Annotated in this window: 22 protein-coding genes; 12 read left to right on the plus strand and 10 right to left on the minus strand. The window is 72.5% G+C overall.

All coding sequences use genetic code 11. The annotated features are described in order from the left end of the window. Nucleotides 1–128 precede the first annotated feature (128 nt). A complete protein-coding gene (locus tag MRBLML1_RS17240) occupies nt 129–707 on the minus strand; it encodes a DUF952 domain-containing protein (protein WP_364518203.1) in 579 nt (192 codons plus the stop codon). Nucleotides 708–757: 50 nt separating this feature from the next. Between MRBLML1_RS17240 and MRBLML1_RS17245 the strand changes: the two genes are divergently transcribed. Then, a complete protein-coding gene (locus tag MRBLML1_RS17245; protein ID WP_364518205.1) occupies nt 758–2,020 on the plus strand; it encodes an LCP family protein in 1,263 nt (420 codons plus the stop codon). Between the two features lie 110 nt (nt 2,021–2,130). Here MRBLML1_RS17245 and nucS read toward each other — a convergent pair whose 3' ends face one another. After that, a complete protein-coding gene (nucS, locus tag MRBLML1_RS17250; RefSeq protein ID WP_364518208.1) occupies nt 2,131–2,829 on the minus strand; it encodes an endonuclease NucS in 699 nt (232 codons plus the stop codon). A gap of 131 nt (nt 2,830–2,960) precedes the next feature. Between nucS and MRBLML1_RS17255 the strand changes: the two genes are divergently transcribed. Together MRBLML1_RS17255 and MRBLML1_RS17260 are read left to right on the plus strand one after the other, a co-directional pair. Beyond that, the gene (locus MRBLML1_RS17255) at nt 2,961–4,130 is read left to right on the plus strand and encodes a 3-hydroxyacyl-CoA dehydrogenase NAD-binding domain-containing protein (protein ID WP_364518210.1); all 1,170 of its coding nucleotides are present in this window, start codon (nt 2,961–2,963) and stop codon (nt 4,128–4,130) included. A 141-nt stretch (nt 4,131–4,271) separates the two neighbouring features. Beyond that, the gene (locus tag MRBLML1_RS17260) at nt 4,272–5,015 is read left to right on the plus strand and encodes an alpha/beta fold hydrolase (RefSeq protein WP_364518212.1); all 744 of its coding nucleotides are present in this window, start codon (nt 4,272–4,274) and stop codon (nt 5,013–5,015) included. Between the two features lie 12 nt (nt 5,016–5,027). Here the strand turns inward: MRBLML1_RS17260 and MRBLML1_RS17265 are convergent, their stop codons facing one another. Further along, nucleotides 5,028–6,191: an endonuclease gene (locus tag MRBLML1_RS17265; protein WP_364518214.1), complete on the minus strand. Its 1,164-nt coding sequence runs from the start codon at nt 6,189–6,191 to the stop codon at nt 5,028–5,030. A gap of 76 nt (nt 6,192–6,267) precedes the next feature. After that, on the minus strand, nt 6,268–6,804 hold the full coding sequence (locus tag MRBLML1_RS17270) for a CGNR zinc finger domain-containing protein (protein WP_364518216.1): 537 nt from the start codon (nt 6,802–6,804) through the stop codon (nt 6,268–6,270). Nucleotides 6,805–6,843: 39 nt separating this feature from the next. On the opposite strand from MRBLML1_RS17270, the gene MRBLML1_RS17275 reads away from it, so the two are divergent. After that, nucleotides 6,844–7,809 (plus strand): DMT family transporter, encoded by a 966-nt coding sequence (locus MRBLML1_RS17275; RefSeq protein ID WP_364518218.1) that lies wholly within the window; start codon nt 6,844–6,846, stop codon nt 7,807–7,809. 6 nt (nt 7,810–7,815) lie between these two features. On the opposite strand, the gene MRBLML1_RS17280 is transcribed toward MRBLML1_RS17275, so the two are convergent. The 3 genes from MRBLML1_RS17280 to ccrA all read right to left on the minus strand — a co-directional run bounded on the left by MRBLML1_RS17280 (nt 7,816) and on the right by ccrA (nt 11,720). Continuing rightward, complete coding sequence (locus MRBLML1_RS17280) at nt 7,816–8,964, minus strand: AI-2E family transporter (protein WP_364518220.1); 1,149 nt, start codon at nt 8,962–8,964, stop codon at nt 7,816–7,818. Continuing rightward, nucleotides 8,961–10,217, minus strand: a complete 1,257-nt coding sequence (locus tag MRBLML1_RS17285; protein ID WP_364518222.1) for a hypothetical protein — start codon at nt 10,215–10,217, stop codon at nt 8,961–8,963. The genes MRBLML1_RS17280 and MRBLML1_RS17285 overlap by 4 nt, the downstream gene beginning before the upstream one ends. Nucleotides 10,218–10,379: 162 nt before the next feature. Beyond that, on the minus strand, nt 10,380–11,720 hold the full coding sequence (gene ccrA, locus MRBLML1_RS17290; protein WP_364518224.1) for a crotonyl-CoA carboxylase/reductase: 1,341 nt from the start codon (nt 11,718–11,720) through the stop codon (nt 10,380–10,382). A gap of 177 nt (nt 11,721–11,897) precedes the next feature. Between ccrA and MRBLML1_RS17295 the strand changes: the two genes are divergently transcribed. The 3 genes from MRBLML1_RS17295 to MRBLML1_RS17305 are packed head-to-tail and all read left to right on the plus strand — an operon-like array spanning nt 11,898 to nt 14,127. After that, the gene (locus MRBLML1_RS17295; protein ID WP_364518949.1) at nt 11,898–12,650 is read left to right on the plus strand and encodes a LamB/YcsF family protein; all 753 of its coding nucleotides are present in this window, start codon (nt 11,898–11,900) and stop codon (nt 12,648–12,650) included. Beyond that, on the plus strand, nt 12,647–13,279 hold the full coding sequence (locus MRBLML1_RS17300; RefSeq protein ID WP_364518227.1) for a 5-oxoprolinase subunit B family protein: 633 nt from the start codon (nt 12,647–12,649) through the stop codon (nt 13,277–13,279). Before MRBLML1_RS17295 ends, MRBLML1_RS17300 begins: the two co-directional genes overlap by 4 nt. Continuing rightward, nucleotides 13,276–14,127, plus strand: coding sequence for a biotin-dependent carboxyltransferase family protein (locus MRBLML1_RS17305; protein ID WP_364518229.1), 852 nt, complete (start codon nt 13,276–13,278; stop codon nt 14,125–14,127). Before MRBLML1_RS17300 ends, MRBLML1_RS17305 begins: the two co-directional genes overlap by 4 nt. Before the next feature lie 13 nt (nt 14,128–14,140). Here MRBLML1_RS17305 and mce read toward each other — a convergent pair whose 3' ends face one another. After that, complete coding sequence (mce, locus tag MRBLML1_RS17310; protein WP_364518231.1) at nt 14,141–14,611, minus strand: methylmalonyl-CoA epimerase; 471 nt, start codon at nt 14,609–14,611, stop codon at nt 14,141–14,143. Nucleotides 14,612–14,740: 129 nt separating this feature from the next. Here mce and MRBLML1_RS17315 point away from each other — a divergent pair, with 129 nt between their 5' ends. Both MRBLML1_RS17315 and meaB read left to right on the plus strand, forming a co-directional pair. Next, the gene (locus tag MRBLML1_RS17315; RefSeq protein ID WP_364518233.1) at nt 14,741–15,940 is read left to right on the plus strand and encodes an acetyl-CoA C-acetyltransferase; all 1,200 of its coding nucleotides are present in this window, start codon (nt 14,741–14,743) and stop codon (nt 15,938–15,940) included. A 4-nt stretch (nt 15,941–15,944) separates the two neighbouring features. Further along, nucleotides 15,945–16,928, plus strand: coding sequence for a methylmalonyl Co-A mutase-associated GTPase MeaB (meaB, locus tag MRBLML1_RS17320; protein WP_364518235.1), 984 nt, complete (start codon nt 15,945–15,947; stop codon nt 16,926–16,928). On the opposite strand, the gene MRBLML1_RS17325 is transcribed toward meaB, so the two are convergent. Together MRBLML1_RS17325 and MRBLML1_RS17330 are read right to left on the minus strand one after the other, a co-directional pair. Then, nucleotides 16,915–18,078, minus strand: coding sequence for a polysaccharide deacetylase family protein (locus MRBLML1_RS17325; RefSeq protein WP_364518237.1), 1,164 nt, complete (start codon nt 18,076–18,078; stop codon nt 16,915–16,917). The two genes, meaB and MRBLML1_RS17325, sit on opposite strands and share 14 nt — an antisense overlap. 60 nt (nt 18,079–18,138) lie before the next feature. After that, on the minus strand, nt 18,139–18,921 hold the full coding sequence (locus tag MRBLML1_RS17330) for a polysaccharide deacetylase family protein (RefSeq protein WP_364518240.1): 783 nt from the start codon (nt 18,919–18,921) through the stop codon (nt 18,139–18,141). A gap of 99 nt (nt 18,922–19,020) precedes the next feature. On the opposite strand from MRBLML1_RS17330, the gene MRBLML1_RS17335 reads away from it, so the two are divergent. The 3 genes from MRBLML1_RS17335 to ispG are packed head-to-tail and all read left to right on the plus strand — an operon-like array spanning nt 19,021 to nt 22,675. Continuing rightward, nucleotides 19,021–20,118, plus strand: coding sequence for a 1-deoxy-D-xylulose-5-phosphate reductoisomerase (locus MRBLML1_RS17335; protein WP_364518245.1), 1,098 nt, complete (start codon nt 19,021–19,023; stop codon nt 20,116–20,118). A gap of 19 nt (nt 20,119–20,137) precedes the next feature. Further along, nucleotides 20,138–21,493: a M50 family metallopeptidase gene (locus MRBLML1_RS17340; protein ID WP_364518951.1), complete on the plus strand. Its 1,356-nt coding sequence runs from the start codon at nt 20,138–20,140 to the stop codon at nt 21,491–21,493. Nucleotides 21,494–21,523: 30 nt separating this feature from the next. Further along, nucleotides 21,524–22,675, plus strand: coding sequence for a flavodoxin-dependent (E)-4-hydroxy-3-methylbut-2-enyl-diphosphate synthase (gene ispG, locus MRBLML1_RS17345; RefSeq protein ID WP_364518247.1), 1,152 nt, complete (start codon nt 21,524–21,526; stop codon nt 22,673–22,675). Nucleotides 22,676–22,708 lie beyond the last annotated feature (33 nt).

The following is a 22,708-nucleotide window of genomic DNA, read 5'->3' on the forward strand; positions in this document are numbered from 1 at the left end:
AGCGTGGGACATGAGGGCCTCCGGTCGGGTGAAGCGGTTCCTAGACAGCTCCACTTCACAACCGGAGGCCTTCGTCTGTCAGACAGGCTCACCGATGCCGGGCGGTACAACCTCCCTGGACATCACAGCTAGGCCACCTTCGGGTGGCGACGCCGGTAGACCAGCACCGCCACTCCCACGCCCACCACCAGGCCCACCAGCCCGAGGACGCCGGGAGCGACGTCGCCGCCCACGGCCATCCCGAGGGCGATGCCGAGCACGCTCACCACGATGGCGATGCTCGCCACCAGCACGTTGAAGAACATCTCCCGCAGAAACACCGAGGAGAAGGTCGCACCCGGCTCGGGAGCCGGCGCCGTCGGCGTCGCCGGTGCCCGCGGCGGCGTGCCGTCCAGCGGGATGGCCTTGACCACCGCCGTGACCGGCAGCCGGCCGTAGATGTGCGGGAAGGTCTCGGTCACGCCCGGGGCGGGCGGCTCCTCGACCACGGGTACGTCGAGCAGGTCGGTCTCGATGTGCAACAGCACCAGCGGCTCGGTCACCTCGGCGTAGAACCGCTCCCGCACGCCCGTCCACTGGTCGGCCCGGCTCGCGTGGATGAAGCCCTCCTCGGCGAGGGAGCGCCCGAGCGTCGAGGTCGTGTAGGCGCCCGAGCGCTGGGCCGCGGCCCACTCCGAGGCGAGCGCGAGGTGGAAGATCGTGGCCATGCGGGCGATCCTGCCAGCCCGCGCTTGCTCAGTTGCCTACGGTGGTGCCGATGAGCCAGGACGGGGGTCCGGGGGAGCCGGGCAGGCGAGCGCGACGGGTGAGCACCTCCCGCGCGGCCGCGGTGCGTCGTACGGGCGGGCGGCGGGGACGGCGCAAGGCGACCCGGCCGGTGCGCACCGTCGTCGCGGTGATCGTCTCCAGCCTGCTGGCGCTCGGGGTGCTGACCGGCGTCGGGGTAACCGTCGCCTACCGGCACTGGAACGGCAACCTCGACGTCGAGGACGTCGACGCCCAGCTCGGCCCGGACCGCCCGGAGAACGCCGTGAAGGGGCAGGTCAACATCCTGGTGCTCGGCGACGACACGCGCCAGGGCAAGCGCAACAAGGTCGACACGGCCAGCGGCGGCGGCTCGGACACCACGATCCTCATCCACCTCTCAGCGGACCGGACCTTCGCCTACGGCATCTCGATCCCGCGCGACGTCATCGTGGACCGGCCGGCGTGCACGAAGAAGGACGGCACCGTCGTGCCCGCGCAGCCCGACGCGCTGTGGAACGCCGCCTACACCGCCGGCGGCCAGGCCTGCACGATCAAGCAGTTCGAGAAGCTCACCGGCGTGCGCGCCGACAAGTACGTCGTGGTGAAGTTCTCCGGCTTCAAGGACATGGTCGACGCCCTCGGTGGCGTGGAGGTGTGCATCCCCGAGCGGATCGTCGACCCGGAGACCAAGATCACCCTGGATGCCGGCACCCGCCGGATCGAGGGTGACGAGGCCCTGGCCTACGTGCGGGTGCGCAAGGGCGTCACCGGCGGCGACGGCAGCGACCCGCAGCGGATCAAGCGTCAGCAGGCCTTCATGGCCTCGATGATCAACGGCGCCTTCCGCGCCGACATGCTGGCGCGTCCGGACAAGCTGCTGAGCCTGGTGAACGCCACCACGAGGTCGCTGACCACCAACTTCGAGAACGTCGCCCAGATGGCCGACCTCGCCGGCTCGTTGCGGAGCATCGGCCTCGACAACATCTCCTTCGTGACCACGCCGTGGGAGCCCTGGCCGCAGGACCCGGGGAACCGGATCCAGTGGACCTCCTCGGTCGCCAAGCTGTGGAGCCTGGTCCGCCGCGACCAGCCGCTCACGCGCGAGTTCGAGGACGAGGCGATCAACGCCGCCACGAACCCGGACGGGACGGCCTCGACCTCGACCTCGCCCTCGGCGTCCGGCTCGGCGTCGGGCTCGGCGTCGGGCTCACCCGGCCAGGACGCCTCCAGCGAGGCGCCCACCGAGCGGCCGCGCTCAGCCGGGCTGTGCTGAGTCCGTCGTAGCCGGAAGGACGTAGCTGCACCAGGAGGCCCGGTGAGGGTGTCTCACCAGCCTCCTGCGTCACATCCTTCACATCATGTCCGCGTGGCTACGAGGCGTCGTCAGAAGAGCCGGTCCTCGGCGTTGTCGAGCCCGCGCAGTGCGTCGTAGTCGACGACCGCGCACGCGATCCCGCGGTCCTCGGCGAGCACCCGCGCCTGCGGCTTGATCTCCTGAGCGGCGAAGATCCCGCGCACCGGTCCCTTGGTCGTGAGCAGGGGGTCGCGGTTGAGCAGCTCCAGGTAGCGGGTGAGCTGCTCGACGCCGTCGATGTCGCCGCGGCGCTTGATCTCCACCGCGACGCTCAGGCCCGTCTCGTCGCGGCACATCAGGTCGACCGGGCCGATCGCGGTGGGGAACTCGCGCCGGACCAGGGTCAGGCCGGGCGTCAGGGTGGCGGGGTGCTCGGCGAGGAGCTCCTGCAGGTGCTTCTCGACGCCGTCCTTCTGCAGCCCGGGATCGACGCCCAGGTCGTGGAGGCTGTCGTGGATGATCTCCTCGATCAGGATCCGCAGCGTGTCCGGGGTGGCGCCCTTGGCGGCCTTCGCGGTGACGGTCCACTCGACCTGGCCGTCCTCGGTGCTGCCCTCGCGCACGGTGCACGGCGGGGACATCCAGTTCAGCGGCTTGTAGGAGCCGCCGTCGGAGTGCACGAGCACCGATCCGTCCGACTTGAGCATGAGCACCCGGGTCGCCATCGGCAGGTGGGCGGTCAACCGGCCGGCGTAGTCCACCTGGCAGCGCGCAACGACGAGTCTCACGAGCGACGAACATACCCGCCACCCGGTACGACGCCGCGCCCCGCACCGCCGGGGTGTGACCTCGGTCTCGAAGTGTCCACATGGTTACCGACTGGTAGTCACCGGCCCGCAGGGCTGCCACAATCCGGCGCATGACTTCGAGCGAGCAGATCTTCAACACGCTGGTGCTGCCGTACCTGAACCACGCGGTGCGCACCTACGAGTCGGGCTACGCCTCGGTGGCCGACATCGACGCCGCGATGCGCTTCGGCTGCGGCTACCCGAAGGGCCCGCTGACGGTCGTCGACGAGATCGGTGCCGCCCAGGTCCGTGACCTCCTCGCCGCCCGGTACGCCGAGTCCGGCGACCACCTGCACCAGCCGGCCGACCTGCTGGAGAAGCTCGTCGCCGAGGGGCGCACCTTCGCCGACGAGGCCGCCGCCGCGGGCGAGTCCGCCGCGCCGGAGTTCAAGCACGACATCACCAAGGTCGGCGTGGTCGGCACCGGCACGATGGCCTCCGGCATCGTCCAGGTCTTCGCCCAGGCCGGCTACGAGGTCATCTACGTCGGCCGCAGCCAGGACAAGCTCGACGGCGTCGTCGGCTACATCACCAAGAACCTCGACCGCGCCATCGCCAAGGGCAAGGGCACCGAGGGCGACAAGGACGTGCTGCTCGGCCGCCTGACCGGCTCCACCGAGCGTGAGGCGCTCGGCGGCGTGGACATCGTCGTCGAGGCGATCGCCGAGGACCTGGAGATCAAGCTCGAGCTGTTCCGCGACCTCGACAAGATCGTCAAGCCCGGCGCGATCCTGGCGACCACCACCTCCTCGCTCCCGATCACCCAGCTCGGCGCCGCCACCGGCCGCCCGCAGGACGTCATCGGCATGCACTTCTTCAACCCGGCGCCGGTGATGAAGCTCGTCGAGATCATCACCACCCCGGACACCTCCGCCGAGGTCGACGAGACCGTCCGCGCGCTGACCGCGAACGTGGGCAAGGTCGGCGTCTCCGCGGGCGACCGCTCCGGCTTCATCGTCAACCTGCTGCTCTTCCCCTACCTCAACGACGCGATCAAGCTCGCCGAGGGCGGCGAGGAGCTGGCGAGCATCGACGCCGCGATCAAGGAGACCGCGAGCTTCCCGATGGGCCCGTTCGAGCTGCTCGACGTGGTCGGCAACGACGTCTCGCTGGCCATCCAGAAGGAGCTGTACGGCGAGTTCGGCGAGCCCGGCTTCGCGCCCGCGAAGACGCTGGAGGAGAAGGTCGCCGCCGGCGAGCTCGGTCGCAAGACCGGTCGCGGCTTCCACGACTACTCCTGATGGCGCGAGCGCGTCTCCGTCGGCGCAGGTCGGCAGCAAGCTGCTGTGCGGCCGACTCCCGCCGCGCTGCCGCGCGGCGCCCGAAGTAACCTTCACCGCGTGACTCTTCACCACACGGCTCTCGGTTCCACCGGGAGCCGTGTGGTCTTTCTCCACGGCCTGTTCGGCCAGGGCAAGAACTGGACCGGCGTCGCCAAGCGGCTCGCCGTGCGGCATCGCGTGCTGCTCGTCGACCTGCCGCACCACGGCCGCTCGGACTGGCCCGAGCGTTTCGACTTCGCCCGGTCCGCCGAGCTGGTCGCCGAGACGATCCCCGACGACGAGCCGTTCACGCTCGTCGGCCACTCCCTGGGCGGCAAGGTCGCGATGGTGCTCGCCCTGCTCCACCCCGCACGGGTGGAGCGGCTGTGCGTCGCCGACATCTCACCGGTGGCCTATCCCGAGGGCCGGGAGTTCCCGGGCTACTTCGCCGCCCTGCGCGGGATGGACCTCTCGCAGGTCGTCCACCGCTCCGATGCCGACCGGCTGCTGGAGCCGGCCGTGCCGGACACCACGATCCGCTCGTTCCTGCTGCAGAACCTGCGCCGCGACCCCCACGCCCAGCACGGTTGGAGCTGGCAGGTCGACCTCGACGGGCTGGCCCGGGACCTGCCGGTGATCAGCGGCTGGCCGGAGCAGGAGCTGGCCCACACGGCGCCGTACGACGGACCGGTGCTGTGGCTCGCCGGCAGCCGGTCGGCCTACGTCCAGCCGGCGTACGACGCCGCGATGGACCGCTGGTTCCCCCGGAACCGCAAGGTGACCCTCAAGGACACCGGCCACTGGCTGCACTCCGAGCGCCCGGACCTCTTCCTGGAGATCATCCAGCGGTTCCTGGGGGACTAGCGGGTCACCTCGTCACCAGATCGACTCGGCGTACTCCGGGTGGTCGATGAACGGGTTCCGGTTGCCCTGGTAGTCGCTGTAGATCCGGTCGTTGCGCGCCCGCTCGGCGGCCGAGACCGGGTCCGCGGCGCTCCAGGCGAGCAGCACGGAGATCTTGCCGAGGTAGGGCACCGTGCCGTTGACGGTGTTGTTGAGCTCGAGGTCGGCGAAGCCGTCGCCGCCCTCGTAACGCACGGACATGTACATCAGGCCGCGGGCGATGTCGCCCTTGACCGAGTCGCGCGGCTCGAAGGAGTCGGCGTCGGTGAAGCAGCCGGAGCAGCTGGCGACCGCGGAGCCGCCGTTGTCGAAGTCCTTGTTGCCGCGGGTGGAGTTGACGGTGACGTCCTCGGGACGCAGGTGGTGCAGGTCGGTGCCGGGGCCGGCGGAGGTGCCGAAGTCGCCGTGGCTCTGCGGCCAGGTGTGCTCGCGGTTCCACTGGCCGGATCCGCCGCCGTTGTTGGACTTGGCGATCGAGCGGCCGGAGTAGATCTCGATGACGTTGTTGCTGTTGGCGGGGTCCTGGTCGGTGACCTTGAGGGCGTCCCAGACCTGGGTGTAGGTCAGCGTCCGGTTGCCGTCGATGATGCCGTGCAGTGCGGTCGCGAGCGCGGCCCCGGACTTGCCGGCGGCGGCGTCGTAGTAGCCGGCCGGGATGCCGGAGGAGCCGGTGTCGCCGGGCGGCGTCGTGGTGCCGCCCCCGGCGAGCGCGAAGGCGCTGCTGCTGGTCAGGCCGGGGTGGGAGAAGTACGCCGCCAGCGTGCCGGTGACGTCGACCTGCTTGCCCAGCAGCGACGGGTTGGTCTTCAGGCCCCAGGCCGAGCGGAAGGCCGAGGGGATCTGCACGTAGAGCATCGACCCGGTCGCGGTGGTGCCGGGGGAGTCGGCCAGGGCGAGGGCGTAGTCGTTGGGGAAGCCGCTCGTCACCACGGTCGAGGTCGCGGTGGGCTGGCCCACGACGTACCCGCGCACGGTGGCGGTCGAGGAGCTCTGGGTGCCGATCGCCTGGGCCACGGTGAGCGGCGTGGCGGCGTCGGCGGGCGCCGGGCGCGGGGCGACCAGCAGGAAGGAGGACAGGAGGAGGGTGAGGACGAGGGCGCACAGCGGCGACCGTCGCATCCCGAGCATGCGAGTCATGGAGGAGATCCTGGCCCACGACCGGCCGGGGGGCCAGCCCCCCGCGCCGCGTTCACGTGCTCGTCACCCGGTGTTGTCAGGTGCTGCTCTGGCGGGCTCGGTAGGCCGCGACCGCGTTGCGGTTGCCGCAGGTGACCGAGCAGAACCGCTTGGACCGGTTGCGGGAGAGGTCGAGCACGACCCCCTCGCAGGTCTCGTCGGCGCAGATCGCGAGCCGGGACATCTCGTCGGCACGGACCACGTCGATCATCGCCATCGCGGTCTCCACCAGGATCCGCTCGGCGAGCGGGCGGTCCTGGTCGATGGCGTGCACGTGCCAGTCCAGGCCGTCGTGGCGGCGCAGCTGGGGGACGGCCGAGGCCTCGCGGAGCATCGCGTTGAGGAGGTCGACCGCGTCGTCGCGGCGGGCGGTGAGCACCTCGCGCAGCCGGGGCACGACGGCGCGCACCTGCGCCAGCTCGGCCTCGTCGCCGTCGTGGCGGCCGGTGTAGCCGTAGTCGGCGAAGAAGTCGTCGAGCTCCTCGGGAGTGGTCATCCCGACCGGCTCCAGGGCGGAGTTCACCAGGGTGACGGCGGCCTGGAGCGAGACGGCGGTGTCATGGGCGAAAACCACGTTGACAGGTTACCGCACCCCGCCGTACCGTCATTAGCCATGATGACTTTGACCCGTGACGAGGCCAGGGTGGCGCGACCGGGGACCGGGCCCGGCCTGCTGCTGGCGCTCGTCTCCGCCTTCGCCTTCGGGCTCTCCGGGGCGCTGGCGCGCCCGCTGCTCGACAGCGGCTGGAGCGCGGGCGGGGTGGTCCTGCTGCGGATCGCGGTCGGCGCGCTGGCGGTGCTGCCGCTCGGCGTACGGGCGATGCGTGGGCGCTGGCACCTGTTGCGCCCGGCGCTGCCCACCCTGGTCCTCTACGGCGGCCTCGCGGTCGCCGGGGCACAGTTCTGCTACTTCTCCGCGGTGCAGACGATGGAGGTCGGACCGGCCCTGCTCATCGAGTACACCGCCCCGGTCGCCGTGGTGGTCTGGATGTGGCTCGTCCACGGTCAGCGCCCCGGCCGGGTCACCGTGCTCGGCGCGGCGGTCGCGGCGCTCGGCCTGCTGCTCGTGCTCGACCTGTTCTCCGGTGCCGACTTCGACCTGCGCGGTGCGGCCTGGGCGCTGGCCGCGATGGTGGGGGCGGCTGCGTACTTCGTGATCTCCGCCGACGAGCGGCACGGCCTGCCCCCGATGGCGCTGGCCGCCGGCGGCCTCCTGCTCGGCGGACTGATCCTCGGGCTGCTCGGCCTGCTCCGGCTGATGCCGGTCGAGGGCTCCGCCACCCCGGTGGAGTACGCCGGCGTCGAGGTCGCCCCCTGGCTCGCGATCCTGGTCCTCGGGCTGGTGACGGCCGCGGTGGCCTACGGCACCGGCATCGCCGCGGGACGGCGGCTCGGCTCCCGGCTGGCGTCCTTCGTGGCGCTCAGCGAGGTCGTCGCCGCCGTCGCGTGGGCGTGGCTGCTGCTGGGCCAGCTGCCCGGCGTGGTGCAGCTGCTGGGCGGGGTGCTGATCGTGCTCGGCGTGGTCGGGGTGCGGCTCGGGGAGCCGGCGGTCGCGACCGAGGAGCCCGTGCTCGGGTGAGCCCGGCTAGCGCTGGTCCTGCCGCTTGACGACGACCTCGCGGATGATCAGCAGCACCGCCGCGGCGGCCGGGATGGCGAGCAGCGCGCCGACCACGCCCAGCAGGGCGCTGCCGACGAGGGCGGCGATGACGATCACCGCGCCCGGCAGGTCGACCGAGCGGCTCATCACCCGCGGGTAGATCACGTAGTTCTCGAACTGCTGGTAGATCACGTAGAAGATCACGCAGATGATGCCGGTCTTGATGTCGGTGGCGAAGGCGATCGCGGAGACGATGATCGCGCCCAGGGTGGCACCGATCATCGGGATCACGTCGAGCACCGCGACCACGAAGGCCAGCGCGACGGCGTACTTGGCGACCGGGGTGAACCACAGGAAGACCAGCGAGCTCAGCCCCGCGCAGAGCGCCACGATGAAGGCGCCGGAGACGTAGCCGCCGATGTTGGCGATCACCTTGTCGCCGAGCTTGGCCACCCGCTCGCGGCGCGAGGCCGGCGCGAGGCGGTAGATCGCGGCCTTGCTGCTGTCGAGCGAGGCCAGGAAGTAGAGCGTCAGGACCAGGATGACGAACGCGTTGAACAGGCCCGAGACGACCTTGAGCCCGATGCCGACGGCGTTGCCGAAGATGCCGGCGACGAGGTCACCCTCGTCGATGCGGTCCTTGATCTTGTCGATGATGTGGTACTCGTCGTCCAGCCGCTGGATCCGCTTGTTCTTCTGCAGCTCGTCGAGCCAGCCGGGGGCGTTCTTGGTGATCGCCTGCACCTGGTCGGTGATCACCGGGACGATCGCGACGAGGAACAGCGCGACCAACCCGATCGCGGCCAGGATGACGACGGTGACCGACAGCGAGCGGCGCAGCCCGCGCCGCTCCAGGAACATCACCGCCGGGTTGAGGCCGGCGGCGAGGAAGAACGAGACCACCACGAGCATCAGCACCGAGCCGATGCCCACGATCGCCTGGAACAGCCAGAACGCCGTCAGCGCGCCGAGCGCGCCGACGAAGCCGTAGTAGTACGGCGAGCGCCGGTCGAAGGGCTTGCCGGGCTTGCCGTACGGCGACTCCTCGGCCGCCGCGGCCGGCGCGGCGGGGTCGACCCCGCCGTGCTCGGTCACCCCGTCCGGCGCCTCGTCGACGGCGCCGGACCCGCTCAACTCTCGTCCTCGCCGAAGCCGGCGACGAGGTCGGCCAGGGAGGACAGCTGGGCGGTGATGGCGGCCCGGCGCTTGGTGAGCCGGTCGAGCTCGGCACGGCGCGAGGCGATCTCGCGCTGCAGCTCGGAGTCGCCGCTGGCGGCGATCGCCTCGGCCTGGGCACGCGCCGAGGCGATGACCTGCTCGGCCTCGCGGCGGGCACGGGTGAGCAGCCCCTCGGACTCGGTCTGCGCGGCGGCCCGGTTGGCGGCGGCCTGCTTGCTGGCCTCGGCGGCCCGCGCCTCCGCGGCGGTGGCGCGCTGCTCGGCCTCCTCGACCAGGCGGCGGGTCTCGGCGACGGCGCTGTTGTGGTGGTCGGTGGCCTCACGGGCCAGCCGCTCCTTCTCCACGGCGAGCGCGCGACGCGCCTCCTGGACCTCGCGGTCGACCGCGGCCCGGGCCTGCTCGACCTCGCGCTGGGCCTGGCTGCGCAGCTCGGAGACCTCCTGCTCGGCGGCCAGGCGGTGCTGGTCGGCCTCGCGGCGGGCCGACGCGCGGGTGTCCTCGGCCTCGCTCTGCGCCAGCGCGCGCTCCTGCTCGGCGTCGGTGAGCAGGCGGGTGCGGTTCTCCTCCAGCTCGCGGAGCTGGACGGCGCGCATGTCGTCGGCCTCGCGGGCCGCCTCGGCCCGGATCGCCTTGGCGTCGCGGGTGGCCTGGTCGCGGATCTCGGTGGCGTCGGACTCGGCCGTCGTGCGGATCTCGGCGGCCTCCTCCTCGGCGAGGCGGAGCATCGCGCTCGCGCGACCCCCCAGCCCGGCGTACGACGGGTTGTCGGTCTCGGCCAGCTCGGCCTTCGCCTTGGCGAGCTCCTGCTCGAGCTCGATGACCCGCTGCTCGGACTCGGTGAGGCTGGCCCCCAGGGTGGCCTTCTCGCTGGAGAGCTGGCGGATGTGGGTGTCGACGGCCTCGCGGTCGTAGCCGCCCTTGCGCACGATCGGCAGCCCGCCGCCGGAGGGCGCGTTGAAGCCGACCGGGCGTGGGGCCGCGGGAGCGGCCGGGCGGGCGGTCGGACGGGGAGAGGTCGCGGCCGCGCGGTCGGGCTGGGCCGCGGTCGGACGGTCGGAGCCGGCCGGCTGGCGCGCCGCGGGGGCGTCGTTCTTGACCGCCGGGATGACCTGCGTCGGCTCCTCGTCGCTGGACTTGGTCGTCACGGGGGCGGACTCCTCGGTGGTGTGGGGCTCGTCGTCGAAGATGGACAGACCCTGGTCGCTCATGGGGACGGAGCCTCCCTGGCTCTCGGTGCGGGCAGTGGGGGGATGGCCCCATGATTCCCGATGGACCTGAGCTTTCCCAGCCCGGCCCGCCAGGACAGGACGGAGGGCCGGGAAATGGCCGACGGGCCGGCGCGTGTCGCGCCGGCCCGTCGTAGGTCCGCCTCAGATGCCGCGGAACAGGTTGATCTTGTCGAGGTGCTTGGCGCGCAGCTCCTCGTCGCGCACGCCCAGGCCCTCCTCGGGGGAGAGGCACAGGACGCCGACCTTGCCCTGGTGCTTGTTGTGGTGCACGTCGAGGGCGGCCTGGCCGGTGTCCTCGAGCTTGTAGGTGCGCGACAGGGTCGGGTGGATCTTGCCCTGCGCGATGAGGCGGTTTGCCTCCCACGACTCGCGGTAGTTGGCGAAGTGGCTGGAGATGATGCGCTTGAGGTTCATCCACAGGTAGCGGTTGTCGTACTCGTGCATGTAGCCCGTGGTCGAGGCGCAGGTGGTGATGGTGCCGCCCTTGCGGGTGACGTAGACGCTCGCGCCGAAGGTCTCGCGGCCCGGGTGCTCGAAGACGATGTCGATGTCCTCGCCGCCGGTGAGCTCGCGGATGGCCTTGCCGAAGCGCTGCCACTCCTTCGGGTTCTGCTTGGTGCCGTCCTCGTTCCAGAACTTCGGGGCCAGCTCGGAGCGGTTGATGACCATCTCGGCGCCCATGTTGCGCACGATCTGGGCCTTCTCCTCGTTGGAGACCACGCAGATGGGGTTCGCGCCGCCGTTGAGGGCGTACTGCGTGGCGAAGCCGCCGAGGCCGCCGGAGGCGCCCCAGATCAGGACGTTGTCGCCCTGCTTCATGTTGCCGCCGTTGGCGGAGACGAGCTGCCGGTAGGCCGTGCAGTTGACCAGGCCGGGGGAGGCGGCCTCCTCCCAGGTGAGGTGCTCGGGCTTGGGCATGAGCTGGTTGGCCTTGACCATCGCGACGTCGGCGAGGCCGCCGAAGTTGGTCTCGAAGCCCCAGATCCGCTGCGAGGTGTCGAGCATCGTGTCGTTGTGGCCGTCGGGGGCCTCGAGCTCGACGGAGAGGCAGTGGGCGACGACGCGGTCGCCGGCCTTCCAGCGGGTCACGCCCGGGCCGACGGCGAGGACGACGCCGGACAGGTCGGAGCCGACGATGTGGTAGGGCAGGTCGTGGCGCTTGGCGAGCTCGGACTCGCGGCCGTAGCGCTCGAGGAAGCCGAAGGTGGAGACCGGCTCGAAGATCGAGGTCCACACGGTGTTGTAGTTGATGGCGGAGGCCATCACGGCGACGATCGCCTCACCGGGACCGAGCTCGGGCATCGGCACCTCGTCGACGTGCAGGGACTTGCGCGGGTCCTTGTCGCGCGAGGCGATGCCCTCGAACATGTCGACCTCGTCCTTGTGGACCGTCACGGCCCGGTAGGACTCCGGGAGCTCGAGGTTGGCGAAGTCCTCCGAGGAGGTCCCTTCGGCCTGGATGGCGTCGAGAATGTGCTGCACGGTCGTCGTCTCCCTAGGAATGCTGGCGGATGGCAATACGGCCGCGGCGTAGATTACCCATCGGTAACCACCTCGTGGTGGCTTCGTGACGGGCGTCTCATCCGGCGGCGTCGTGGTCGCAGGTGCACCGTCCTGGGCTCGGCGGCGCGCTGATGGGTCACCATAGGCCCCGTGACGTTGCATCGGGGTGACCCGTCCACGAAGGAGGGGGGCGGGACCGTCGACCTCAACGCCGACGTCGGCGAGTCCTTCGGCCGCTGGCAGCTCGGCGACGACGCCGCCCTGCTCCCGCACCTGACCAGCGCGAACGTGGCGTGCGGCTTCCACGCCGGTGACCCGCTCACCCTGGTCCGCACCTGCGCGCTCGCCGTCGAGCACGGCGTCGTGATCGGCGCCCAGGTCGGCTACCGCGACCTCGCCGGCTTCGGGCGCCGGTACGTCGAGGTGCCCGCCGCCGAGCTGGAGGCCGACGTGCTCTACCAGCTCGGTGCCCTCGACGGCATCGCCCGGGCCGCCGGCGCCAGGGTCGCCTACGTCAAGCCGCACGGTGCGCTCTACCACGCGGTCTCCCGGCACCCGGAGCAGGCGCGGGCGCTGGTCCGCGCGGTCGCCGCCTTCGGTGGGCTGCCGGTGCTCGGTCTCGCCGGCTCGGCCTTCCTCGACGTCGTCGCGGACGCCGGTCTGCCGGCGGTGGGCGAGGGCTTCGCCGACCGCGCCTACCTCCCCGGCGGCGGCCTGGTGCCCCGCTCCGAGCCCGGCGCGCTGCTCCTCGACCCCGCCGTCGTCGCCGCGCAGGCGGTCCGGCTCGCGGCCTCGGGCACGGTCCGCTCGCTGTGCGTGCACGGGGACTCGCCCGGCGCACCGGAGCTCGCGGCCGCGGTGCGCGTGGCGCTCGACGCGGCCGGGGCCACGGTCGCGCCGTTCGCATGAACCTCCTCCCGTACGGCGACCGCGGGCTCCTCGTGGAGCTCGCCGACACGCCTGCGGTGGTGGCCCTGGTGGCCCACCTGCGCGCGGACCCGGGGGTCGCGGAGGTGGCGCTCGACGTCGTACCGGGGGCCCGGACGGTGCTCCTCGTCGCCCGGCCGGGGGTCTCCGTCGAGCGGCTGCGCGGGGTAGTCCCTGACGAAAAGCACGCTTTCGGGCCGGAAATCAGTGCTTTTCGTCAGGGACTACCGCAGCGGGAGCTCGTCGTGCCGGTCACGTACGACGGCGCGGACCTGGCCGACGTCGCGGCGCTGACCGGGCTGACGCCGGGCGAGGTCGTCGCGGCGCACACGCGGACGCCGTGGCGAGTGGCCTTCGGCGGCTTCGCGCCGGGCTTCGCCTACCTCGTCGGCGGCGACCCGCGGCTGCACGTGCCGCGCCGGGCGCAGCCGCGCACCACGGTGCCGGCCGGGTCGGTGGGGCTGGCGGGGGAGTTCAGCGGGATCTACCCGCGCGCCTCGCCCGGCGGCTGGCAGCTGCTCGGCCGCACCGGCCTCGTGCTCTGGGACCTCGACCGCGACCCGCCGGCGCTGCTGACCGCCGGCCTCACCGTGCGCTTCGAGGCGCGATGAGCGCGCTCGTGGTGCGTGCCGTCGGCGGCCCGGTGCTGGTCCAGGACCGGGGCCGGCCGGGCCACGCCGCCATCGGCGTCGGTACGGCGGGCGCGGCCGACCGCGCGTCCCACGACCTCGCCAACCGGCTGCTCGGCAACGACCCCGGTGCCGCCACCCTGGAGGTGGTGCTGGGCGGCCTGGAGGTCGAGGCGGAGGGCATGCTCTGGGTCTGCGTCACGGGCGCCCCCGCGCAGCTCGCCGTCGGCGGGCGGGCCGAGCCGACGGGCGCGGTGCTCGCGCTGCGGCCGGGGGAGCGGCTCACCCTGGGCACGCCGCCGAGCGGGTTGCGGTCCTACCTCGCGGTGCGCGGCGGGCTCGACACGCCCCGGCTGCTGGGCTCCCGCGCGCACGACACGCTCGCCGGGCTCGGCCCCGCGCCGGTCCGGCCGGGCGAGCGGATCGCGGTCGGGCGCGAGCTCGCCGGCGAGATCCTGGTGGACGCGGTCGCGTCCCGCCGCCACGAGGGGCCGGTGACGGTGGGCCTGCACCGCGGCCCCCGCGACGACTGGGCGGTCGACGCGGACGCCCTGGTCGCCCGGCCGTGGCGGGTCGCCGCGGACAGTGACCGGGTGGGGCTCCGGCTCGAAGGGGAGCCGCTCGGCGTCGTACCGGACCGGGGGGAGCTGCCCAGCGAGGGCGCACTTCGCGGTGCGGTCCAGCTGCCGCCGGACGGGCGGCCGGTGGTGTTCGGCCCGGACCACCCGGTGACCGGGGGCTATCCCGTGGTCGCCGTGGTGGCCGATGCCGACACCGACCGGCTGTCCCAGCTGCGGCCGGGTGAGGAGCTCCGGTTCCGCTGGGCGTGAGCGCCCGGGGCGCTCAGTGCGCGTCGGCCGCGGGCTCGACGAGCTCGACCAGGACGCCGCCGGCGTCCTTGGGGTGGATGAAGTTGATCCGGCTGTCGGCCGTGCCGCGCTTGGCCTCGGGGTAGAGCAGGCGCAGGCCGCGCTCGCGCAGGATCGCGGAGACCTGGTCGAGGTCGGTGACGCGGTAGGCGAGCTGCTGGAGGCCCGGGCCGCTGCGGTCGATGAACTTCGCGATCGTCGACTCGGCGTTGAGCGGGGCGAGCAGCTGGATCTTGGAGTCGGTGTCGCCGACGGCGACCATCGCCTCGCGCACGCCCTGCTCCTCGTTGGTCTCCTCGTGCGTCACGTGCATGCCGAAGCTGTCGCGGTAGAACGCGATCGCCTCGTCCAGGTCCGGCACCGCGATGCCGACGTGGTCGATGGCGGTGAACAGGTGCGTGGGGACTGCGCTGGTGACCGGGTCAGTGATGCTCATGGCCCCCATTCTGCCCACGTGGAGGCTGTGACGAGCGACTCACCGACCGGACGATGGACCCCTCGCTCGCCTCGGCTACCCCCGAGTAGAGTCGAGAAGGTCACACCCGTTCCACTCACGGAGCTCAACGGAGGAAGCATGTCCGACAACCCCAGCGTCATCGTCGCCGGCGCTCGTACGCCGATCGGCCGCCTGCTCGGCGGCCTCAAGACCCTGTCGGCCGCCGACCTCGCCGGTGTCGCCATCAAGGGCGCGCTGGAGAAGGCGGGCGTGGCGCCCGACCAGGTCGACTACCTCATCGTGGGCCAGGTGCTCCAGGCCGGCGCCGGCCAGAACCCGGCCCGCACCGCCGGTCTCGCCGCGGGCCTGCCCGCGAGCGTTCCCTCGATCACCATCAACAAGGTGTGCCTGTCGGGCATCAACGCGATCGCCCAGGCCGACGCCCTGATCCGTGCCGGCGAGGCCGACATCGTGGTCGCCGGTGGCACCGAGTCGATGACCAACGCCCCCCACCTGCTCCCCAAGAGCCGCGACGGCTTCAAGTACGGCGACACCACGCTCGTCGACTCGATGGCCTACGACGCGCTCTACGACCAGGCCACGCAGCAGGCGATGGGCAACCTCACCGAGGCCGTCAACGCCGAGCGCGACAACGCGCTGACCCGTGAGGAGCAGGACGAGTTCTCGGCCCGCTCGCACCAGCTCGCCGCCGCCGCGCAGAAGAACGGCGTCTTCGACGACGAGATCGTCCCGGTGAGCATCCCGCAGCGCAAGGGCGACCCGGTCGTCATCAGCAAGGACGAGGGCGTGCGCGGCGACACCACCGCCGAGTCCCTCGCCGGCCTGCGCCCGGCGTTCTCCAAGACCGGCACGATCACCGCCGGCTCCGCCTCGCAGATCTCCGACGGCGCTGCCGCCGTGGTCGTCACCTCCAAGGCCAAGGCCGAGGAGCTCGGCCTGCCGATCCTCGCCGAGATCGTCAGCCACGGCCAGGTCGCGGGCCCCGACTCCAGCCTCCAGCTGCAGCCGGCCAACGCCACCCAGAAGGCCCTCGACAAGGCCGGCCTGAGCGTCGCGGACCTCGACCTGGTCGAGTTCAACGAGGCCTTCGCCGCGGTCGGCATCGAGTCCGCCCGCGCGCTCGGCATCGACGCCGACAAGGTCAACGTCAACGGCGGCGCGATCGCCATCGGTCACCCGCTGGGCGCCTCCGGTGCCCGGATCACGCTGCACCTCGCGCTGGAGCTCCAGCGCCGCGGTGGCGGCGTGGGCGCGGCCGCCCTCTGCGGCGGTGGCGGCCAGGGCGACGCGCTGGTCATCCGGGTCCCCTCTGCCTGACCCGTTGCCTGAGCAGGACGTCCAGGGCGGCCGCCGCGGGATCACCGCGGCGGCCGTTCCTGCCTTGGTGGAGAAGGCGCGCGCGGGCGACCCGCGCTCGGTCGGCCGGCTGGTCTCGCAGGTCGAGGACGAGTCGCCGCTGCTGCCGGAGCTGATGCGCGCCCTCGCCCCGCACACCGGGCATGCCCGGATCGTGGGGCTCACCGGCTCGCCCGGGGTCGGCAAGTCGACCTCGACCAACGCCCTCATCGGCGAGCTGCGCCGGCGCGACCAGCGGGTCGCCGTGCTCGCGGTCGACCCGTCCTCGCCGTTCTCCGGCGGCGCCCTGCTGGGGGACCGGATCCGGATGGGCGACCACGTCCTCGACCCGGGCGTCTTCATCCGGTCGATGGCCGCGCGGGGCCACCTGGGCGGGCTCGCCTGGACCACCCCGCAGGCGCTGCGGGTGCTCGACGCGGCGGGCTTCGACTACGTGCTCGTGGAGACCGTCGGCGTCGGCCAGAGCGAGGTCGAGGTGGCCGGCCAGGCCGACACGACCGTCGTGCTCCTGGCGCCGGGGATGGGCGACGGCATCCAGGCCGCCAAGGCCGGCATCCTCGAGATCGGCGACCTGTACGTCGTCAACAAGGCCGACCGCGACGGCGCCGACAAGGTGCGCCGCGACCTGCGGTCGATGCTCGGTCTCGCCGAGCGCCGGGAGGACACCTGGCGACCGCCCGTCCTCAAGACCGTGGCCTCCACCGGCGACGGCGTCACCGACGTGGTGGACGCGCTGGAGGAGCACGGCGCGTGGCTGCGTGAGAGCGGCGAGCTGCAGCGCCGCCGGGTGCGCCGGGCACGCGACGAGATCGAGACGCTCGCCCTCACCGCGCTGCGCAAGCGCTGGGGCAGCGTCGGCGACGGGGACCGTCTCGACGACCTGGCCGCCGCGGTGGTCGCCGGGGAGAGCGACCCCTACGCCGCGGCCGACGTCCTCACGGGCGGCTGAGCCCGGTCAGCGGTGACCACCGCGCCGGTCCGCCCGCCGTCTGCGCGGGGATCGTCAGCAGCGCCATCGACCTCCCGATGCGCACCCCGCTCGGCCCGCTGATCCACACCACGGCCCGCTCGTCGGGCTCGGTGAGCCCGTCGGCCCGGATCGGGATGGCGATGCTCGCGGTGAGCCGGCCCGGCTGGACGGTGACCCGCGCCCGCAGCGCCGGCAGGTCGTTGCCGATGGTCGCGCTCGCGGAGCGGATGGCGAGCGCCACCGAGGTGGGGCGGGCGGCCATCCGGTCCAGGCGGACGACCGCGACGGCGGAGCGGCCCTCGGGAGCGTTCCGGACCGACACCGACGCGACCGGCACCGGGTAGCCCGGCAGGCCCCGTCCGTCGAGGGCGGTGAAGCAGTAGCCGTGCCGCCGCGCGGTGCGCACCACCTTCGCGACCGCGTCGACCGACAGCGGGGACCGGGAGACCCCGTCGTGCTGGAGCACCACGTTGTGGCCGCGGTGCAGGCCGCGCAGGATCCGGCCCGCGATCTGGTCGGGCGTGCCGCTGTGCCAGTCGAGGGAGTCGATGTCCCACAGCACCGGGACGTAGCCCAGGCCGACGATGTCGGCGCGCACCCGCGCGTTCATCGCGCCGTACGGCGGGCGCATCAGCCGGGTCGGGTGCACACCCGCGCGCACCAGCGCCCGGTTGGTGCCGGCGATCGAGGCCCGGACCTGCTGGTCCGAGCGGGAGGGCAGGCTCTCGTGCGCCCAGCTGTGGTTGGCGACGAGGAAGCCGGAGCGCTCGACCAGCCGGGCCAGCTCGGGGTGCGCCTGGACCCGGCTGCCGACCATGAAGAAGGTGGCCGGCACGCGCAGCTCGCGCAGCACCCGGACCAGCCGCGGCGTCGTACCGGGGACGGGGCCGTCGTCGAAGGTCAGCGCCACCGTGCCGGTGCACCCGGCGCGCTGCGCGGGCGCCGGGGCGGGCCGGGGACGAGGTGCCGCTGCACCCGCCAGCTGCGCCGCGGGGACGGCGCGTCCGGACGCCTCGGGCGGCACCGGCCCGGCGCTGACGACGTGGGCGAGGAGCACGATGGCGAGCGCGGAACCAGCGGTCGCGAGCCTCCGTCCCGTGACCGCCGACCGGACACGGGAGAGCAGCACGTACGAAGCATGGGGGCTGGGAGCGCGGGAAATGGGCATTTCGCAGGAGGCACGCCGTCCTCAGTGGCGGACGTCACCGGATCCGTCGAGCCCGGTGAAGCAGTAGCCCCGTCGCCGGGCCTTCGTCACGACCTCCGCGACGGCCGCGACGGACAGTGGTGAGCGGGCCACCCCGTCGTGCTGCAGGACGACGTTGTCGCCCGGGCGCAGCGCCCGCAGGATGCGTCGCGCGATGACCCGGGTGCTGCCGTCGGCCCAGTCGCGCGAGTCGATCGTCCACAGCACCGGGACGAGTCCCTCGCGACGCAGCGCGCGGCGGGCCTCTGAGTCCAGGGCGCCGTACGGCGGGCGGGCCAGGCGGCTCGGACGCACCCCGGCCCGCACGAGTGCCTGGCGGGTCCGGGCCAGCTCGCGCCGTACCTGGGGGCCGGAGAGGGTGCGCAGGTCCGCGTGCGACCAGGTGTGGTTGCCGACGGTCAAGCCGGCCCGCTGCACCAGCCGGGCGGTCTCCGGGTGCGCGGCGACGTTGCGGCCGACCATGAAGAAGGTCGCGGGCACGTGCAGCCGCTGCAGCTCACGCACCAGGCCGGGCGTCACCCGCGGCGACGGGCCGTCGTCGAAGGTCAGCGCGACCCGGCCCACACAACGCTTGCGCTCCGCCGGCGCGGGGGCGGGCTCCGCCGCCGGGTCGGGAGCGGCGACGGCGGCCGGGACGGCGGTCACGGCCGGCATCGCCGACTGCGGCGGCAGCGGCAGGAGGGGGACGAGGACGGCGAGGAGCCCGAGAACGAGGACGGTCCCGAGGCGAGCGGTGATGGTCACGGGAAGGAGACGCGGAGACATGCGGGAAGGTTGCGGCGAGGACCTCACAAAGTGGCGGCGCCGACATCACAGGACCGTGACAGGTGTGGGGGCGGCGGCGGTGGCTGAGAGGATGACCGGGTGAAGGACGTCGTCATCCTCGGCTCGACCGGCTCGATCGGCACCCAGGCGCTCGACCTGGTGCGCGCCAACCCGGACCGGTTCCGGGTCGTGGGGCTGACCGCCGGCGGCAGCAACCCGGAGCTCTTCGAGCAGCAGGTGGCCGAGCTCGCGCCCCGGTTCTCCGGCCTCGGCGAGGAGGCGAGCACCGAGGCGGCGGCGCTGCCGTGCGACGTCGTCCTCAACGGGATCACCGGCGCCGTCGGCCTGCGCCCCACCCTCGCCGCGCTGGACGCGGGCACCACCTTGGCCCTGGCCAACAAGGAGTCGCTCGTGATGGGCGGCCCGCTCGTGCTCGAGCGCGCGAAGCCGGGCCAGATCGTGCCGGTCGACTCCGAGCACAGCGCGCTGGCGCAGTGCCTGCGCGCCGGCACGCCCGAGGAGGTACGACGCCTCGTGCTCACCGCCAGCGGTGGCCCCTTCCGCGGCCGGACCCGGGCCGACCTCGCCGATGTCACGCCCGAGCAGGCGGCCGCGCACCCGACCTGGGACATGGGCCCGGTCATCACCATCAACTCCGCGACCCTGGTCAACAAGGGCCTGGAGGTGATCGAGGCGCACCTGCTCTTCGGCATCCCCTACGACCGGATCGAGGTCGTGGTGCACCCGACCAGCGTGGTCCACTCGATGGTGGAGTTCGTCGACGGCTCGACGATCGTGCAGGCCAGCCCGCCCACCATGCTGATCCCGATCGCGCTCGGCCTGGACTGGCCCGAGCGGGTGCCGGGCGCCGCGCCCGCCGTGGACTGGTCGCGCCCCGAGACCTGGGAGTTCCTCCCGCTCGACGACGAGGCCTTCCCGGCGGTCGCCCTGGCCCGGGCGGCGGGGGAGCGCGGCGGCACCGCGCCGGCGGTCTACAACGCCGCCAACGAGGTCGCGGTGGACGCCTTCCGCGCCGGCCGGCTGGCATTTCCCGGCATCGTCGACGTGGTCGGCAGCGTGGTAGCCGCCCACGACGTACCCTCGGATGGGCGGATCTCCCTCGACGACGTGCTCGCAGCCGACGCGTGGGCCCGGGAGACCGCCGCCCGCACCATCGCCGCCGCTCCATCGCACTGAGGACACCCGACCGCCCGTGATGACCGTTCTGCTCTACACCCTCGGCGTCGTCGTCTTCGCCGTGGCGATCCTCGCCTCCATCGGCCTGCACGAGCTGGGCCACATGATCCCGGCCAAGGCCTTCGGCGGGAAGGTCACCCAGTACTTCATCGGCTTCGGGCCGACCGTGTGGAGCAAGCAGGTCGGTGAGACCGAGTACGGCGTCAAGGCGATCCCGCTCGGCGGCTACGTCAAGATCGTCGGGATGCTGCCGCCGGGTGCGGCCGACCTCGCCGACGGCGTCGAGGTCGACGCCGACGGCAACCAGGTGGTGAAGGTCCGCAAGTCCAACACCGGCATGTTCACCCAGCTGATCTCCGACGCCCGCGCCGCGGAGTGGGAGACCATCACGCCCGCCGACTCCGGCCGGCTGTTCTACAAGATGCCGTGGTGGAAGAAGGTCATCGTGATGGGCGGCGGCCCGACGGTGAACATCCTCATCGCGTTCGGCATCTTCGTCGGCGTCTTCGCGACCTACGGCAACGCCGGCGACCCGGCGATCGAGACCACGGTCGGCGAGGTGTCCGCCTGCGTGAAGCCCGCCGAGGAGTCCGGGAAGGTCTGCACCCCGGAGGAGCTGGCGAAGAACCCCACCCCGGCGTACCAGGCCGGGATCGAGGCCGGGGACCGGATGGTCTCCTTCAACGGCGTCGCGATCACCAGCTGGGACCAGATGCAGGCACTGGTCAAGAAGAACGGCACCGCCAAGGCGAGCGTCGTGGTCGAGCGCGACGGCGAGCAGCTGACGTTCCAGACCACGACCGTGGTCCGTCCGCCCGACAAGGTGGGCGAGAAGGCCGACAAGACGGTCGGCTTCCTCGGCGTCACCCCGCGGACCCACCCGACCACGGGCGGCGTGCTCTACACCCTCGACCAGATGGGCACGATGACCGTCGACGTCGTCAAGGCGCTCGGCACCCTGCCCGCCAAGGTCTGGGGCGTGGCCCAGGCCATCGTCGGGGTCAAGGAGCGCGACCCGCAGGGCCCGGTCAGCATCGTCGGCGGCGGCCGGCTCGCGGGGGAGACCGCCTCGCACGAGGAGATCCCGGTCAAGCAGAAGATGATCTCGCTGCTGATGCTGGTCGCGGGCTTCAACTTCTTCATCGGCATGTTCAACTTCGTGCCGCTGCTGCCCCTCGACGGCGGGCACATCGCGGGTGCGCTCTGGGAGGCGCTGCGCCGTGGCTGGGCCCGGGTGCGGCGTCGCCCCGACCCCGGGTATGTCGACGTCGCCAAGCTGCTGCCCGTCGCCTACGTCGTCGGGCTGGCCATCCTGGTGATGGGCGTGGTGCTGATCGTGGGCGACCTCGTCGTACCGGTCCACCTCGAATCCTGATCTCCACCTCCCCGCGACTAATCTGGGGGCATGACGTCGATCAGCCTGGGCATGCCGGCCGCACCGCCGCCGGTGCTCGCCCCCCGCCGCCCGACCCGCCAGATCCAGGTGGGCAAGGTCGGGGTCGGCAGCGACCACCCGATCTCGGTGCAGTCGATGACCACCACGCTGACCAGCGACGTCAACACCACGCTGCAGCAGATCGCCGAGCTGACCGCCGCGGGCTGCGACATCGTCCGGGTGGCGTGCCCCAGCCAGGACGACGCGGACGCGCTGCCGGAGATCGCCCGGCACAGCCAGATCCCGGTCATCGCCGACATCCACTTCCAGCCGAAGTACGTCTTCGCCGCCATCGAGGCCGGCTGCGCCGCGGTCCGGGTCAACCCCGGCAACATCAAGAAGTTCGACGACCAGGTCAAGGAGATCGCGGCCGCCGCGAAGGACCACGGCACCTCGATCCGGATCGGCGTCAACGCCGGCTCCCTCGACAAGCGGCTGCTGGAGAAGTACGGCAAGGCCACCCCCGAGGCGCTCGTCGAGTCCGCCGTGTGGGAGGCGAGCCTCTTCGAGGAGCACGGCTTCCGCGACTTCAAGATCTCGGTCAAGCACAACGACCCGGTCGTCATGGTCCGCGCCTACGAGCTGCTCGCCGAGGCCGGTGACTGGCCGCTGCACCTCGGCGTCACCGAGGCCGGCCCCGCCTTCCAGGGCACCATCAAGTCGGCCACCGCCTTCGGCGCGCTGCTCTCGCGCGGCATCGGCGACACCATCCGGGTCTCGCTCTCCGCGCCGCCGGTCGAGGAGGTCAAGGTCGGCATCCAGATCCTGCAGTCGCTCAACCTGCGCCCGCGCAAGCTCGAGATCGTCTCCTGCCCGTCCTGCGGCCGCGCCCAGGTCGACGTCTACACCCTCGCCGAGCGGGTCACCGCCGGTCTCGACGGCCTGGAGGTCCCGCTCCGGGTCGCCGTGATGGGCTGCGTCGTCAACGGTCCCGGCGAGGCGCGCGAGGCCGACCTCGGCGTCGCCTCCGGCAATGGCAAGGGCCAGATCTTCGTCAAGGGCGAGGTCATCAAGACCGTGCCGGAGGCCGAGATCGTGGAGACCCTCATCGAGGAGGCGATGAAGATCGCCGAGTCCATGGAGCCGGTCGAGGGCGCCGAGCCGAGCGTGTCGGTCTCCTGACCCTCGCCTGACCCCCTGCGGAGCCGCGGCACA

Source organism: Nocardioides sp. LML1-1-1.1, from assembly GCF_040676175.1.
Taxonomy (GTDB): Bacteria; Actinomycetota; Actinomycetes; order Propionibacteriales; family Nocardioidaceae; genus Nocardioides.